Source organism: Pseudomonadales bacterium (assembly GCA_024234435.1).
In the GTDB taxonomy this organism is placed as follows: domain Bacteria; phylum Pseudomonadota; class Gammaproteobacteria; order Pseudomonadales; family Porticoccaceae; genus JACKOF01.
In genome coordinates this window covers 2,084,053-2,098,698 of the sequence record JACKOF010000001.1, presented here as the reverse complement: position 1 = coordinate 2,098,698, position 14,646 = coordinate 2,084,053, and the positions used below count along the sequence as shown (strand labels likewise).

Sequence of the window (14,646 nt, the reverse complement as noted above, 5' to 3'; positions counted from 1 at the left end):
CTGAAAAGCCCCGCCTGGCGCGGGGCTTTTTCGTATGCGTGTTTTTTCAGCACCTTCGACATCAGTGGTTTATCGACAGTATTTGGTTGTATGCTTGCTGAGTAATACCGGCATACTGAAAATTAGGATTATTGTTTAGACTGGCGCATTATGAAATTTGTTGACGAAGCACCGATTCGGGTTCAGGCAGGCAAGGGTGGCAATGGCTGCCTGAGTTTCCGTCGCGAGAAATATATCGCAAAGGGTGGCCCCGATGGTGGTGATGGTGGCGATGGCGGCAGTGTTTTACTGGAAGCGGATGACAGTCTCAATACGCTGGTTGATTACCGTTATCAGCGAGCCTATCAGGCAGAGAATGGCGAGCAGGGTCAGGGACGCAATTGTACGGGCAGGAGTGGTGCCGATCTGATTCTGAATGTGCCGGTTGGTACCACCGTTATTGATGAGGATACCGACGAAGTATTGGGCGATCTTACGGAGCCGGGCCAGCAGCTCAAGGTGGCACAGGGTGGTTTTCACGGCTTGGGCAATACCCGCTATAAGTCCAGTACCAACAGGGCGCCCCGACAGACTTCTCCGGGAAGCGAAGGAGAGTTTCGCAATCTGCGTCTTGAGCTGAAAGTGCTGGCAGATGTGGGGTTGGTCGGGTTGCCCAATGCCGGAAAATCCACTTTTATACGTGCTGTATCTGCCGCCAGGCCAAAAGTGGCGGATTATCCTTTTACCACTCTGGTGCCAAATCTGGGTGTGGTCAGAGTGCAGCCGTACCGCGGATTTGTGATAGCAGACATTCCCGGTCTGGTGGAAGGGGCCTCAGAAGGCGCGGGGCTGGGCATCCGGTTTTTAAAACACCTGACTCGCACCCGGCTGTTGCTCCACATTGTCGATATGATGCCTTTTGATGGTTCAACCCCGGCTGAAAATGTCTCGGTAATTGAACAGGAGCTGGTTGATTTTAGTCCGACCCTCTACGAGCGGGATCGCTGGCTGGTGCTCAACAAACTTGATATGTTGCCCGGCGAGGAATCTGACCGGCTGTGTGACGAAGTGGTGAAGCAGCTACAGTGGACGGGACCGGTGTTTCGTATTTCAGCTATTAATGGCGAGGGTTGTGACGTGCTCTGCCAGAAAATTCTTGAGTACCTTGAAGAGTGCTGGGAGCTGGAGCAAAGGGATCCGGAAGTTGTTCAGCGTGAAAGCGAAATACAAAATCGTATGCAGCAGGAAGCCCGTGAGAGAATCGAGGCGCTACGACAGCAGCGCATCGCCGATCGTTCGGGTGGCTTCCAGGATGACGATAGCGACGATGATGACCATGATGTTGAGGTTGTCTACGTCAAAGAGTGACGGTGTGTGGCTGATATAGCCACAAAAGACAAATAAAGAGAGAGCAGTAAAGCAATGAGTTCAGGCAGTGTCAGCGGTGGTGATAATCACGTGGACAATCGGGATCGTTATGTGGTCAGTGCCCGCCGCTGGGTGATTAAAATCGGCAGTGCACTACTGACTGACGGTGGTCGGGGGCTGGATCGTCGGGCAATTGCTGACTGGGTTGAGCAGATGGCTTCCATGCTGAATCAGGGCATTGAGATAGTGCTGGTGTCTTCAGGGGCTGTCGCCGAAGGTATGTCGCGGTTGGGCTGGCGTCGGCGCCCGGAGCTGATACATGAACTGCAGGCAGCTGCTGCTGTAGGGCAGGCTGGTTTGGTCCAGGCCTATGAAACCCAGTTTCAAAAATACCAGTTGCACACAGCCCAGGTGCTTCTGGATCACGATGATATTTCCAACCGCGAACGATACCTGAATGCTCGCAGTACATTGCAGAGTCTGATTGGACTTGGTGTTGTGCCGGTAGTCAATGAGAACGATACGGTAGTGACTGACGAGATCCGGTTTGGTGACAATGATACGCTGGCGGCTATGGTGGCGAATCTGATTGATGCTGACTTGTTACTGATATTGACAGATCAAGATGGTTTGTACAGCGCGGATCCGCGGGAAAATGCCAGTGCCGAGCTGTTAAGCGAGGGTAAGGCTGGTGATGTGCTGTTGCAGCAAATGGCTGGCGGTAGTGGTGGTGGCTTGGGGCGAGGTGGCATGCTCACCAAGATCAAAGCCGCTAAACTGGCCGCAAGGTCCGGCACCAGTACCGTGATTGCCGGAGGATCCAATGAGGGGATATTGCTCAAGCTGGCTGCCGGGGAGAATTTTGGCACATTGCTGATTGCCGAGCAGCAACCGATGAATGCCCGCAAGCAATGGCTGGCTGGGCGGTTGCAGGTGAAAGGTTGTTTGTTGCTTGATGACGGTGCGGTTGAAGTGCTGTCGAAGCAGGGTAAAAGCCTGTTGCCTGTTGGTGTCAGGCATGTACAGGGTGTTTTTTCGCGAGGTGAGCTGGTTTCCTGTGTGGATGCCAAGGGTAACGAGATTGCCCGAGGGCTGGTTAATTACAGCTCGCTGGAGTCCGAAAAAATTGCCGGTCAGAGCAGTAGTCAAATCAGTGAGATTCTAGGGTATTGTGATGATCAGGAGCTGATTCATCGCGATAATCTGGTGCTGGTTTAGTTGCTGATGCAGAGATTATGATGAAGAATTTAAACGTATTGATGATTGACTGGCGGAACGCGGATTGACGGTACCTGATTGATTAGGCTATTAAACATAGGCTCAAAAAAACCGGCGCCAAAAGCGCCGGTTTTTGTATTCAGCTAAAGCCCGCTACTTACGCGGAAAGTGCTTTTACCTGAGCATTCAGGCGACTCTTGTGGCGAGCGGCCTTGTTTTTATGAATAACGCCCTTGTCCGCCATGCGGTCAATAACGGGTACCGCTTCAGCATATGCGGCTTGCGCTTGTTCTGCGTTGCCGGACTCGATAGCAGAGTAGGCTTTCTTGATGTAAGTGCGCACCATGGAGCGCTGTCCGGCTTTCTGTAGACGACGCTTGTCGTTCTGGCGAGCGCGCTTGCGTGCTTGGGGTGAATTGGCCACCTGTAAATTCCTCTTACGTTCAGTATTTGTATTGATTCAAAATCAAGGCGCGCGAATATACAGGGTTTGTGGCGGATTATCAACAGTAAATCCTTGGACGCTGTGGCACGATTTTACGGTTCGGACTGTTTTTCTGCAGAGGCTTGTCGGGCAACTATCTTCTGAGGGCCAAAGTCTCTATGATTTTGCCCTGAACCTCATGGCCGCATTTAAAAGCTGCGCCTGATATAGACAAAAAAATGTAAAGGTATCTCGCTTTGCAGGACAACCGGACAGCTGGTCAGTCACCGAAATCGACCAGGCCTCCACGCATGTTGCGCTCCAGCGCCATGGTCAGCAGTATGACCATGCTTTCCCGTGTGTTGGGCTTGCTGCGGGATGTGGTGCTTGCCGTGGTGATTGGCGCGGCTTCTTATGCTGATGCGTTTTTCGTTGCTTTCAAAATTCCCAACTTCCTGCGTCGCTTGTTTGCCGAAGGGGCTTTTGCCCAGGCATTTGTACCGGTGCTGTCGGAATACCGGCAACAAGGCAGTCATCAGGCAGTCAAGCAACTGGTTGACCGGGTGGCGGGAGCGTTGGGGTTAGTGTTGGTGCTGCTTTCAACGCTGGCAGTGATTGGTGCGCCTGTGCTGGCGATACTTTTTGCACCGGGGTTTGTCGATAATGCCGAGAAGTTTCAACTGACCAGCGAATTGATTCGCATTACATTTCCCTATCTGTTTTTTATTTCCATGACAGGTCTTGCGGGTGGCATTTTAAACAGTTATGACCGTTTTGCCATTCCTGCTTTTACGCCGGTATTGCTGAATGTCAGTATTATCGCCTCGGCTCTGGTTGCTGCGCCCTGGTTTTCTCAGCCAGTGTTTGCGTTGGCCTGGGGGGTGTTTCTGGCCGGGGTGTTGCAGATGTGCTTTCAGATCCCTTTTTTGATGCGTCTGCGTTTAATGCCGAGGCCCGAACTTAACTGGCGTGATGCCGGTGTCCAGAAGATACTCAGGTTAATGGCTCCGGCTATTTTTGGTGTCTCTGTGAGCCAGATAAATTTATTGCTGGACACCGTCATTGCATCATTTTTGCCAACGGGCAGTGTTTCCTGGCTCTATTATTCTGACCGGCTTTCAGAGCTGCCACTCGGTGTTTTTGCTGTGGCTGCGGCCACTGTTATTTTGCCCAACCTGTCGCGCCAGCATGTGGCCAAGTCGCCGGAACAATTCAGTCAGACACTGGATTGGGCACTGCGCTTTATTCTGATCATTGCGTTACCCGCAGCAGTTGCACTGATCATTCTGGCTGAACCTATCCTGATCACGCTGTTTTATTATGGTGATGTGATGACGCTCAGAGACATGAGTATGGCGACCCTGAGCCTGCGGGCCTATGCTGTTGGCCTGACGGCTTTTATGTTAATCAAAGTGCTGGCTCCCGGGTTTTATGCAAGGCAGGACATGAAAACTCCTGTCCGTATCGGGGTCATTGCCATGATCAGTAATATGGTCATGAATGTCGCGTTTGTATTACCGCTGCACTGGTACTGGCAAGTGGGTCATGTCGGTTTAGCGCTGGCTACTTCTGCCGCTGCATTTCTGAATGCGGCCCTGCTGTTTCGGGGGTTGCGTCACAGCGCTGTGTACCGGCCACAGCCGGGCTGGATGAAGTTTGCCACTGTTTTGCTGATGGCTAACCTGGGAATGCTGGTGGGTCTGAGCTGGATAACCTCGGTGATAACCGATTGGCTGGCCTGGGAATGGTGGCTGCGCACTTGCTGGATAGGTGTTGTTTGTGGCTTTGGTGCAGCCTGTTACGGTTTGATGTTATGGTTGGGCGGGTTCAGGCTGAACGATCTTAAAGGACCACGCTCAAGCTGAGTTATTACTGCTGGCACAGAGATTGTATTTTACCGAGCAAAGCCCGTCCGGATGCCTGTTTTTCAAGGGCTTAACTGGTTATACTGCCGCCTTTATTTCAGATAGCAGCTCCCCGTTGGATGATGGGGTGAAAGATGCGTGAATCAGAACTCCAAGCAGTTTATTCGTGGTTTAGTCAACTTCCCTGTCAGTAGTCAGGGAAGCGTTGTTACCATTGGCTCGTTCGATGGTGTTCATCGCGGTCATCGCGCCATTCTGGAACAGGTAAAAGCCTGTGCTGAAGCCGCCGGGTTACCTTCGATCGCAATGATCTTCGAGCCACAGCCACAGGAATATTTTTCTGGTGAGCAGGCTCCAGCGCGATTAATGAGAATGCGGGAGAAGGTCGAGGCACTTTTTGAACAGGGCGTCGATCAGATCTGTTGCCTGCAGTTCAATCGTTCGCTGCGAAGTCTCTCTGCTGAAGCGTTTATTAACAGAGTTCTGGTGGAAGGTCTCGCTGTTCGTCATCTGGTGGTGGGAGATGATTTTCGATTTGGCTGTGATCGCAGCGGCGATTACAGCATGCTGCAGGCGGCTGGTGAGCGGTACGGTTTTTCCGTGCAGGATACGCCTACCGTAGAGTATCAGGGGCAGCGAATCAGCAGCACCTGGGTGCGCAAAGCATTAGATGATGCTGATTTCGAGCTGGTTGAGCAGTTGCTGGGTAAGCACTATCAGATCACCGGGCGCGTGGTTTACGGACAGCAATTGGGGACGAAATTAGGCATTCCCACCGCCAATGTCAGGCTCAACCGTTATCGGGTACCGCTCAATGGTGTGTACGCCGTTGAAACCCTGGTGGATGGTAAATGGTACCAGGGGGCTGCCAATGTGGGCATACGACCTACGGTTGGTGATTTGATTAAACCGGTGCTGGAAGTACACCTGTTCGGGTTGAATCGGGTGTTGTACCGCAAGCAGATTGTGGTGCGCTTTCGGTCCCGGATTCGGGATGAAAAGAAATTTGCTTCACTGGACGACATGGTGGCCGCTATCAAGCAGGATTTTGAGGTGGCAAAACAATATTTCGGGCAGAAAACTGATTAAACCTGTCTGAACCGGGCAACAGGAATAAAAAAGTAACAAATGACTGATTACAAAGCGACATTGAACCTGCCTTCAACCGATTTTCCGATGAAGGCCAATCTTGCCCAGCGTGAACCTTTCATGCTGAAGCAATGGCAGGATAAGCGCATTTATCAAGTGTTGCGTGAACAGCGTAGTGGGCGCGAGAAATTCATCCTTCACGATGGCCCGCCCTATGCGAATGGCAATATTCACATCGGTCATGCCGTCAACAAGGTTTTGAAGGATATTATTGTTAAATCCCATTCTCTGGATGGTTTTGATGCCCCCTATGTGCCGGGTTGGGATTGCCACGGGTTGCCTATTGAGCATCAGGTTGAAAAGAAGATCGGCAAAGCCGGCGTGAAAGTTGAGTATAAAGTTTTCCGGCAGAAATGCCGTGAATATGCTCGCCGTCAGATTGATGGTCAGATGTCAGATTTTATTCGGCTGGGGGTATTTGGTGACTGGGACAGCCCCTACCTGACCATGGATCCGAAGGTTGAAGCAAACATCATTCGTGCGCTTGGAAAAATTATTGAAAATGGTCACTTGGTCAAGGGCTACAAGCCGGTTTACTGGAGTGTAGTCGGTGCATCAGCCCTGGCGGAAGCAGAGGTTGAGTATCAGGATAAAACATCCTTCTCCATTGATGTTGCATTTCCCGTTGTTGATGTGGCCGCTCTTGATTCGGCCATGGGTGGTATCTCTGGGCAGGGTAATGTTGCCGTTGTTATCTGGACAACCACGCCCTGGACACTGCCCTCCAATCAGGCGGTGAGCCTGAATGCCGGCCTGGATTACGTGTTAGTGCAATGTGATGCAGGCAACGGCGTTGCCCGTTATTTGCTGGCCGAGGAACGGGTAGAGGCGGTACTTGAACGCTGGCAGGTAAAAGAATATACCGTTGTTGGCCGGGCCAGAGGTGCAGTGCTGGAAAATCTGCAGTTGCAACACCCGTTTTATGATCGTCAGGTGCCGATAATCCTGGGTGACCACGTGACGACCGATGCGGGTACCGGGTGTGTGCATACCGCACCTGATCACGGTACAGATGATTTTGTGGTCGCCGCCAAATACGGTATTGGTACACTGAATTATATCGATGATCATGGCTTGTTCCGGGAAGATGTTGAGCTGTTTGCCGGAGAGCACGTTTATAAGGTTGATGAACAGGTGCTTGCCGTATTACGCAAGCAGGGACGATTGCTCTCGGAAGCTAAAATAGTCCACAGTTATGCCCACTGCTGGCGGACCAAGACGCCGCTTATCTACAGGGCTACGCCACAATGGTTTGTCAGCATGACGGCGAACGGGTTACTGGAGAAAGCAAAGCAAGCAGTTAAAGGCGTTAGCTGGCACCCGGAGTGGGGGCAGGCACGCATGGAAGGTATGCTGGAGAACAGTCCGGACTGGTGCATCTCCCGCCAGCGTACCTGGGGGGTACCCATTGCGGTACTTATTCATAAACAAACGGGCGAGCTGCATCCACAAACAGCGCAATTAATCGAACAGGTCGCGCAGCGTGTAGAGAAAGAGGGTATTGATGCCTGGTTTGAGCTGGACGTGGCGGAGCTGCTGGGTGATGAGGCGGATCAGTACAGCAAGGTGACGGATACTCTGGATGTCTGGTTTGATTCCGGTGTTACTCATGCATCGGTACTGGATGCTCGTGAGCAGTTACAGTTTCCGGCGGATTTGTATCTGGAAGGATCTGATCAACATCGTGGCTGGTTTCAGTCTTCTCTTAAAACCTCCATTGCCATGAAAGGCTGTGCGCCTTATAAAGGGGTGCTTACTCACGGTTTTACTGTGGATGCGGATGGTCGCAAGATGTCCAAGTCCATTGGTAATGTTATGTCACCGCAGAAGGTGGTGAATGACCTGGGAGCCGATGTCCTGAGGCTGTGGGTCGCTTCCACCGATTTTAGTGGTGAAATGACCGTTTCCGATGAAATCCTGAAACGCTCCGCAGACTCCTACAGGCGTATTCGCAATACTGCCAGATTCTTCTTATCTAATTTGAATGACTTTGACCCTCAGCAACATGCGGTTGCCGCTGAGGATATGCTGCCGCTGGATCGCTGGGCAGTAGACTGTGCGGCGCGGTTACAGCAGAGTATTACGGAAGACTACACCAACTATCAGTTCCACCATATTTATCAGAAATTGCACAATTTCTGTGTGACTGACATGGGAGGCTTCTACCTCAACATTATCAAGGATCGCCAATATACCTGTCAGAAGGATTCTCTGGCCCGGCGTTCTGCGCAGACGGCGATCTATCATCTGACAGAAGCATTTGTACGCTGGATTGCGCCCATTCTCAGTTTTACCGCGGATGAACTGTGGCCCCTTATTCCCGGTGAGCGGGATGCTTCTGTTTTTCTGACAGAGTGGCATGATCTCAAGATTGATGAGTCTATGCCGCTTTCTGATACTGATTGGGCATTGATTGCCGAGGTCAGGGACGCGGTCAATAAATCACTGGAGTCGAAGAAGGCAGAAGGTATACAGAAATCCCTTGAAGCCGAAGTAATCTTGTATGCAGATGGTGATTTGTATCAGGCATTATCCAAATTAGAGGATGAGTTGCGTTTTGTGTTGATTACCTCTGGTGCCCTGTTGAAACCCTTATCCCAATCAAGCGGTGCTGAACGTACGGATGTGGACGGCCTACTGCTGAGTGTTAATAAGACAGCGGCAGCAAAATGTGTGCGCTGCTGGCATCACCTCGATGATGTAGGTGCCGATTCCGAGCACCCGGAACTCTGTGGTCGCTGTGTCAGTAATGTGATTGGCAATGGTGAACAGAGACGGTTTGCTTAAGGCATGGTGAATTCCAAATCCTGGAAATGGTTCGGTCTGGCACTGCTTGTCGTGGTGCTGGATCAGCTCAGTAAATACTGGGTAACCTGGGCGTTTGAGTATGGTGAAACAGTTGCCGTAACCGGATTTTTCAACCTCACACTGGTGCACAATACCGGTGCTGCATTCAGCTTTTTGAGTGATGCTGGTGGTTGGCAGCGCTGGTTTTTTGCAGCTGTTGCCATGACTGTCTCGGTCGTGCTGATAATATGGATTGCGCGGGTTGCCAATGGTCAGCGTTGGGTTGCTGCGGCTCTTGCACTGATTCTTGGTGGGGCGCTGGGTAATCTGTGGGACAGAATGGCGCTGGGGTATGTGGTGGATTTTCTGGATGTTTATTACCAGACTTACCATTGGCCAGCGTTTAATGTCGCCGACAGCGCTATCACGATTGGTGCCGTATTGCTGTTACTTGAAAACTTTTTTCCGAAGAAACCTGCCCGTTAATAAAGCCCCCAACCCCGGCTAACTGATTGAAAAATATTACTTATGACTGATTTAAGTGTTGATAACTATAGAGTAGGCCCTGACACCAGAATTACACTGTACTTTTCACTGACACTTGAAGATGGTGCGGTTATCGATTCCAACTTTGAAGGTGAACCGGCCAATTTTGTCTATGGTGATGGCAGCCTGCTGCCTGGTTTTGAAGCTGTTTTGGAGGGTCTTGAGCCAGGTGAGCAGGGGGCATTTGAGATAACCCCGGAGCATGGTTTTGGCCAGCACAATAGCAGTAATGTACAGCAAATCCCCCGGCGGGAATTTGCCGATGATATTGAGCTTGAAGTGGGGCTGATGCTGTCATTTGCAGATGCAAACCGGGCAGAATTGCCGGGGGTTATTGTGGCGCTTGATGATGATACGGTTTCTGTCGATTTCAATCATCCTCTGGCTGGGCGCACCATCACCTTTAAAGTGCATATTATTGATGTTGTCCCTGCGATTACGCATTAACGGTGCCATTTTGGGGGGTGAACCGCAGTGAGAATTAAATTAGCCAATCCACGGGGGTTTTGTGCCGGTGTTGACCGGGCTATTGATATCGTTAACCGTGCGCTGGATATTTTCGGTGCTCCCATTTTTGTTCGCCACGAAGTTGTTCATAATAAATTTGTAGTCGACAGCCTGCGTGAGCGCGGTGCCATTTTTGTGGACGAACTCAGTGAAGTGCCCGACGACGTGATTGTGATTTTCAGTGCTCACGGCGTATCACAGGCTGTTCGTAACGAAGCGGCAGACCGGAATCTGAGAGTGTTTGATGCCACTTGCCCACTGGTCACCAAAGTGCATATGGAAGTGGTGCGTTACAGCCGGGAAGGGCGGGAGTGCATTCTTATTGGCCATCAGGGGCACCCGGAAGTGGAGGGGACCATGGGCCAATATGATACTTCCGCGGGCGGTTCCATTTATCTGGTTGAAAATGAGCAGGATGTTGAATCACTGTCGATCAGAGATCCGGATAATCTGGTTTATGTCACCCAGACGACGCTGTCGATGGATGATACAGCTCGTGTGATCGATTCTCTGCGCAAGCGCTTCCCTAAAATCAGCGGGCCTAAAAAAGACGATATCTGTTACGCCACACAGAACCGGCAGGATGCGGTGAAACAACTGGCTCTGGAGAGTGGTCTTGTGCTGGTCGTTGGTTCTCATAACAGTTCCAACTCTAATCGGCTCAAGGAACTGGCGGAACGCTGCGGTTCAACGGCCCATTTGATCGATACCGCAGACGATATTATGGCTGACTGGCTGGCAGGCAAACCGGATATTGGTATCACCGCAGGCGCCTCGGCGCCTGAGGTGCTGGTAAAAGATGTTGTGGCACGGCTCTGCGAGCTGGGCGCTGCGGAACCGGAAGAGTTGGCCGGACGTGAAGAGAATATTCGGTTTTCCATGCCAAAGGAATTGCGTTAGGTTTGTGATCAGCCGCTACGCTCAGTTGTCTAGTTTCTGTCCTAATATAAAGATTTCCATTAAAAAAGCCCGTTCAGGGTATACTGACCGGGCTTTTTAGTTAACCGGATCGCCTAATCATTCCAGTGCCCTTGTGTTTCCCCTCGGCTATTGTATTCGATATCACCGTCAGCTACCTGAGAGCCTTGTGCCGTCGATACGATATTGACACAAAGCGCGATATCACCAGCACAAGCCTGTGCACTGAGTTGGTAATAGCCATTTTCTGTGGGTAAGTTAGCTGCAGCGGAAAATCCCAGATCCGTCAGGTCGGCGGTATAGGTCAGGTTGTTAACAAAAAAACGCTCCTGTGCCTGCATGATTTTAGTGGTCAGTGTTATGGCTTCAGTGCGTCGGGTTTCTCTGATTTTCTCCAGAAAGGAAGGGTAAGCTATCGCCGCAAGAATACCAACGATAGCCACCGCAATCATCATTTCCATCAGAGAGAAGCCTTTTTGCCGCATCATTCTCTATTCTCCCGCCAGGATTTAATCGTAATGGATGGCTCGTCTATATCAATACAATCGGCATCGTCCGCCGCACACTTGCCATCAGAGGTACCGCTGGCTCCGCCACTGTGGAAACACTCGGTGCCGACACAGACTGTGGTTCTTGTACGACCCTCATCATCCGGGATTAATAGCGCAACTGGCTCTGGCGCGATACCCGGGTGCTTGAGATCAACATACCCACCAGAGAAAATGCTTTCTCCGGTCACAAAGTCCATACCATATAGCCTGCTACCACCGAGGAAAGCGGATCCACAAGTAGTGTCTTGATTTGATGATTCAGGCAGGTAGGACGAATAAAGCGTGAGACCGAATAGCGTTAGTGCGCGGCGCAGGAATTTTTCGCCGGGTTCCGTGGCATTTTTATAAAAACCGTGCGGTGCGTTACCTTCCGGGTCTGCCGGGCCGTCATTCGGATCTGTCAGGTTCAGCAGGTCACCGTTATCGATGGTGCTATATTCAACATTACCGTCACCATCCTTCGGCGGGCCAAACAGGTTGTATTCAAAAATGGCATACAGCCGGTCAACAACATCCGTTTCTTTGGGGTGGGCGATATAACCGCTACCGATGGTAATGACAAAGAATGGTGGTCTGCCCTGCTTCAGAGAGAGGGAAACGGTTGGTGAATTATAGAAACGCCTGAGGACCCCACTTTGACTCAGGTCCGCGATCTCGCTGGTGCGGGAATTACCGGTGTCCTTGAATGCAAAATTGGAGGGCATGGTGTTTTTATTGTTGATATCGATACGCCATACATGACCCAGAATATCCACGGCAAAGATAATATCGTCATAACCATCACCGTTCATATCCCCTAAGGCCAGGTTCCCTGTAATACTGTTTTGTATGGCAATATTAAGGTCATGGGTGTCGTCACCAGGCGAGTTATCATTGTTGTTGCCTGCCGACCAGAGCAGGGCCCCGGATTCGGCATCTACCATATAGATTGCAGCGCCCGCATCGCCGCTGGTAGGGGTATCCGCCGTATCGTGGATGGTATCGTAACCACCACCGAAGAACAGCACATCTTTGGTATCACAATTCTCACCGTTACTGTCGCAATCCCATTTCACCCGGCTGCGGATGGGTTTGGACCAGGTTTGGCCCATATCCTGAAAGCCTGCCGAACCACCAAAGATAGTCCATTTCAGTACAGGGTTAGCCCTGTCAGTCACATCGAGTGCATAGTAATTGCTTCCACCTCGACGCATGCCTACATAGGCGTATACATGGTCACCGTCAGCGGATTCAATTTTGATGTCTTCATCCTGGCTGCTTTCCTGACGCCAGATCGTCATGGGCCCGTCGAGACCATAACGGCGCACACCATCCGGATCGTCAGTGTAGTAGTCCAGCTGGTTGGATAGCAGATCCTGAGGGATAAATGAAAACAGTTCGGTGCCGTCATCAGCATCTATGGCACGAAAACTGCCATCATTAGACGTAATGAAAATGGTGTCATCCAGAACCTTATTATCGAAATCACCATCGTAGGTAACAACAGTAGGCTGGCTGTGGAGCGGGTCGGCCATAAAACGAGTAGGGTCGGTAACGTCATTGTCAGCGTCCTCGTCCTGGGTATCCGCCCCGAGAATCCAGCCAATTAACTCCGCACGCTCCAGAGGTGGGGCTAAACTATCAAGACCATACTGCTCGTTGGTAATCGCCGTATTGGTTAACGTGATAGTGTTTGCTGAGGTGTTTAGCGAAATATTGCTGGCGGTTGCGTCACCGGAAACGGTAAAAACTGTACGGTTATTACCAAGTTTGCTGGCCGCACCTCCTGCCTGAACTTTACTGCCGTCGGTTACGCCGCTCCAGAAGCTTTCCGCTGAAGAGGTAAAGTAGCCTGTGTTGGGGTCAATAGCATCCTGATCGTTAACATCCAGTACTTCTCCCAGGCTGTTGATCCGGTATTTCTTGACGTTGCCATGCCAGCGCGGGTATTTATTCGGCTCAAAAATGGCGTAATACAGTTCATCCCTATGCTGCAGCGCATTAAAAGCGTTGACTGATACCGCAGGCGCAGTAAAGGTGGTGGATTTGGATAAAATATCCACAATAATTTCATTGAACGCTGTTTTCAACTCCTGAGATGAACTCACAGTGTGGTAGGTGCCGAGCCCGTTAATGGCCGTTTGTTCCAGCAAATCCATATCGATATCAAAGCCAATGGTATAGGTTTGCACATTTTGCGTATCATCAAGATCATCATTGTAGTCATAGGTCGCCATATACCCGGCCAACTCATCCAGGCAGGTATGGCTTGAAGAGGATGTGCCATCTTGGTGAGAACATGAGCTGGTTAGACCTGAGATAGTAGCGTCCCTACCACTGTCAGAGTAAGGCGTGCCATCGGTGAGGTATACAATATAGTTTTTCTGGCAAGAGCTATCACTGTCCGCGACCGGAGAGTTATAATTGCCACCACTTACTGCCAGTGGGTCTCTGTCAGAGTTTGTTCCATACTCGACGGAGCCGCCCAGAAAGTATTTATGAGCTTCCCAGAGTGTTTCACTTAATGGAGTATTTCCATTAGCGTTCAGTGCATTAATGCTACTAATAATGTTGGTTTTATCGGTTTCTATATCGGAAAAATGATGTTTGACATAGCCTCCATTTGAACCGTCGAAGCGCATCAGGCCAAAATTCAATCCGCTGAATTCATTAACCAGGTCAACGGCGGCCTCTTTCATCACATCCATTTTTACCCGTGTTACGGAGGCGGCTGTTTGTTGGTACTGATGGTAATTCTCGGAAACATACCAGCGAGTATCTATGCCACCCCAACCGATAGCTTGGTTTTCTGTATCAGTGTAGGGGCCATTAGCACCATTGGCAGCATAAAGATCAGGAGACGTATCATCAATACCATGTACGCCAGCGTCTTCCTGGCATTCAACTGTGCGGTTGCTATCGCGAACATTGATCCAGCGATCATTACTAGTACCACTTCTGTCTCGCCATTCAGCAGCCTTGCCAACATAAATAGGCGTGTCGGGGGTGCTGGCAATATGATCAATCATCGCTTGGCAACTGTTCCTGCTGGAAGCGATAGAGCGGTTTTGATACGAGAGGCTACTGTTGTAGACATAGATAGTATCGTTGGTGCCCGGAGTCCCATAGTCGGTTGCCGGGTTGTAGTCTTCCTGAGTGGTAATGTTCCAGCCCATACTTCCGGATGTGTCAAAGATAAATAACACGTTTGGCTGATAATCCTCATTATTGTTTAAATTATCAGTATTGAAGAATATTTCGGTGTCGTCAGCGAGCGAATGTGCACTGAAACTGGCGGCAATGGCAAGTGACAGAGCATAGGGTAAATAATTATTCCGTTTCATAGCTTGTGCTC

The 14,646-nt window shown here is 50.6% G+C and carries 11 protein-coding genes; 8 read left to right on the top strand and 3 right to left on the bottom strand.

Annotation, left to right across the window (positions count from 1 at the left end; genetic code table 11):
* The first annotated feature begins 150 nt into the window (after positions 1–150).
* Together cgtA and H7A02_09650 are read left to right on the top strand one after the other, a co-directional pair.
* A complete protein-coding gene (gene cgtA, locus H7A02_09655) occupies positions 151–1,347 on the top strand; it encodes an Obg family GTPase CgtA (protein MCP5172519.1) in 1,197 nt (398 codons plus the stop codon).
* Positions 1,348–1,401: 54 nt separating this feature from the next.
* Entirely contained in the window at positions 1,402–2,565 is a 1,164-nt protein-coding gene (locus tag H7A02_09650) for a glutamate 5-kinase (protein ID MCP5172518.1), read from the top strand.
* Between the two features lie 157 nt (positions 2,566–2,722).
* On the opposite strand, the gene rpsT is transcribed toward H7A02_09650, so the two are convergent.
* Positions 2,723–2,989: a 30S ribosomal protein S20 gene (gene rpsT / locus H7A02_09645; protein MCP5172517.1), complete on the bottom strand. Its 267-nt coding sequence runs from the start codon at positions 2,987–2,989 to the stop codon at positions 2,723–2,725.
* Positions 2,990–3,300: 311 nt separating this feature from the next.
* On the opposite strand from rpsT, the gene murJ reads away from it, so the two are divergent.
* The 6 genes from murJ (at position 3,301) to ispH (ending at position 10,743) form a co-directional block, all read left to right on the top strand.
* Positions 3,301–4,854 (top strand): murein biosynthesis integral membrane protein MurJ, encoded by a 1,554-nt coding sequence (murJ, locus tag H7A02_09640; protein MCP5172516.1) that lies wholly within the window; start codon positions 3,301–3,303, stop codon positions 4,852–4,854.
* A gap of 138 nt (positions 4,855–4,992) precedes the next feature.
* Positions 4,993–5,943, top strand: coding sequence for a bifunctional riboflavin kinase/FAD synthetase (gene ribF / locus H7A02_09635; protein ID MCP5172515.1), 951 nt, complete (start codon positions 4,993–4,995; stop codon positions 5,941–5,943).
* Between the two features lie 39 nt (positions 5,944–5,982).
* Positions 5,983–8,790 carry an isoleucine--tRNA ligase gene (gene ileS, locus H7A02_09630; protein ID MCP5172514.1) on the top strand — a complete coding sequence of 936 codons (2,808 nt, stop codon included), beginning with the start codon at positions 5,983–5,985 and terminating at the stop codon, positions 8,788–8,790.
* A 3-nt stretch (positions 8,791–8,793) separates the two neighbouring features.
* Positions 8,794–9,276, top strand: a complete 483-nt coding sequence (locus H7A02_09625; protein ID MCP5172513.1) for a lipoprotein signal peptidase — start codon at positions 8,794–8,796, stop codon at positions 9,274–9,276.
* Between the two features lie 42 nt (positions 9,277–9,318).
* A complete protein-coding gene (locus H7A02_09620) occupies positions 9,319–9,783 on the top strand; it encodes a peptidylprolyl isomerase (GenBank protein ID MCP5172512.1) in 465 nt (154 codons plus the stop codon).
* 27 nt (positions 9,784–9,810) lie between these two features.
* Positions 9,811–10,743: a 4-hydroxy-3-methylbut-2-enyl diphosphate reductase gene (gene ispH, locus H7A02_09615; GenBank protein ID MCP5172511.1), complete on the top strand. Its 933-nt coding sequence runs from the start codon at positions 9,811–9,813 to the stop codon at positions 10,741–10,743.
* Between the two features lie 113 nt (positions 10,744–10,856).
* Here the strand turns inward: ispH and H7A02_09610 are convergent, their stop codons facing one another.
* Positions 10,857–11,249 (bottom strand): prepilin-type N-terminal cleavage/methylation domain-containing protein, encoded by a 393-nt coding sequence (locus H7A02_09610; protein MCP5172510.1) that lies wholly within the window; start codon positions 11,247–11,249, stop codon positions 10,857–10,859.
* A complete protein-coding gene (locus H7A02_09605; protein ID MCP5172509.1) occupies positions 11,246–14,635 on the bottom strand; it encodes a hypothetical protein in 3,390 nt (1,129 codons plus the stop codon). Before H7A02_09605 ends, H7A02_09610 begins: the two co-directional genes overlap by 4 nt.
* Positions 14,636–14,646 lie beyond the last annotated feature (11 nt).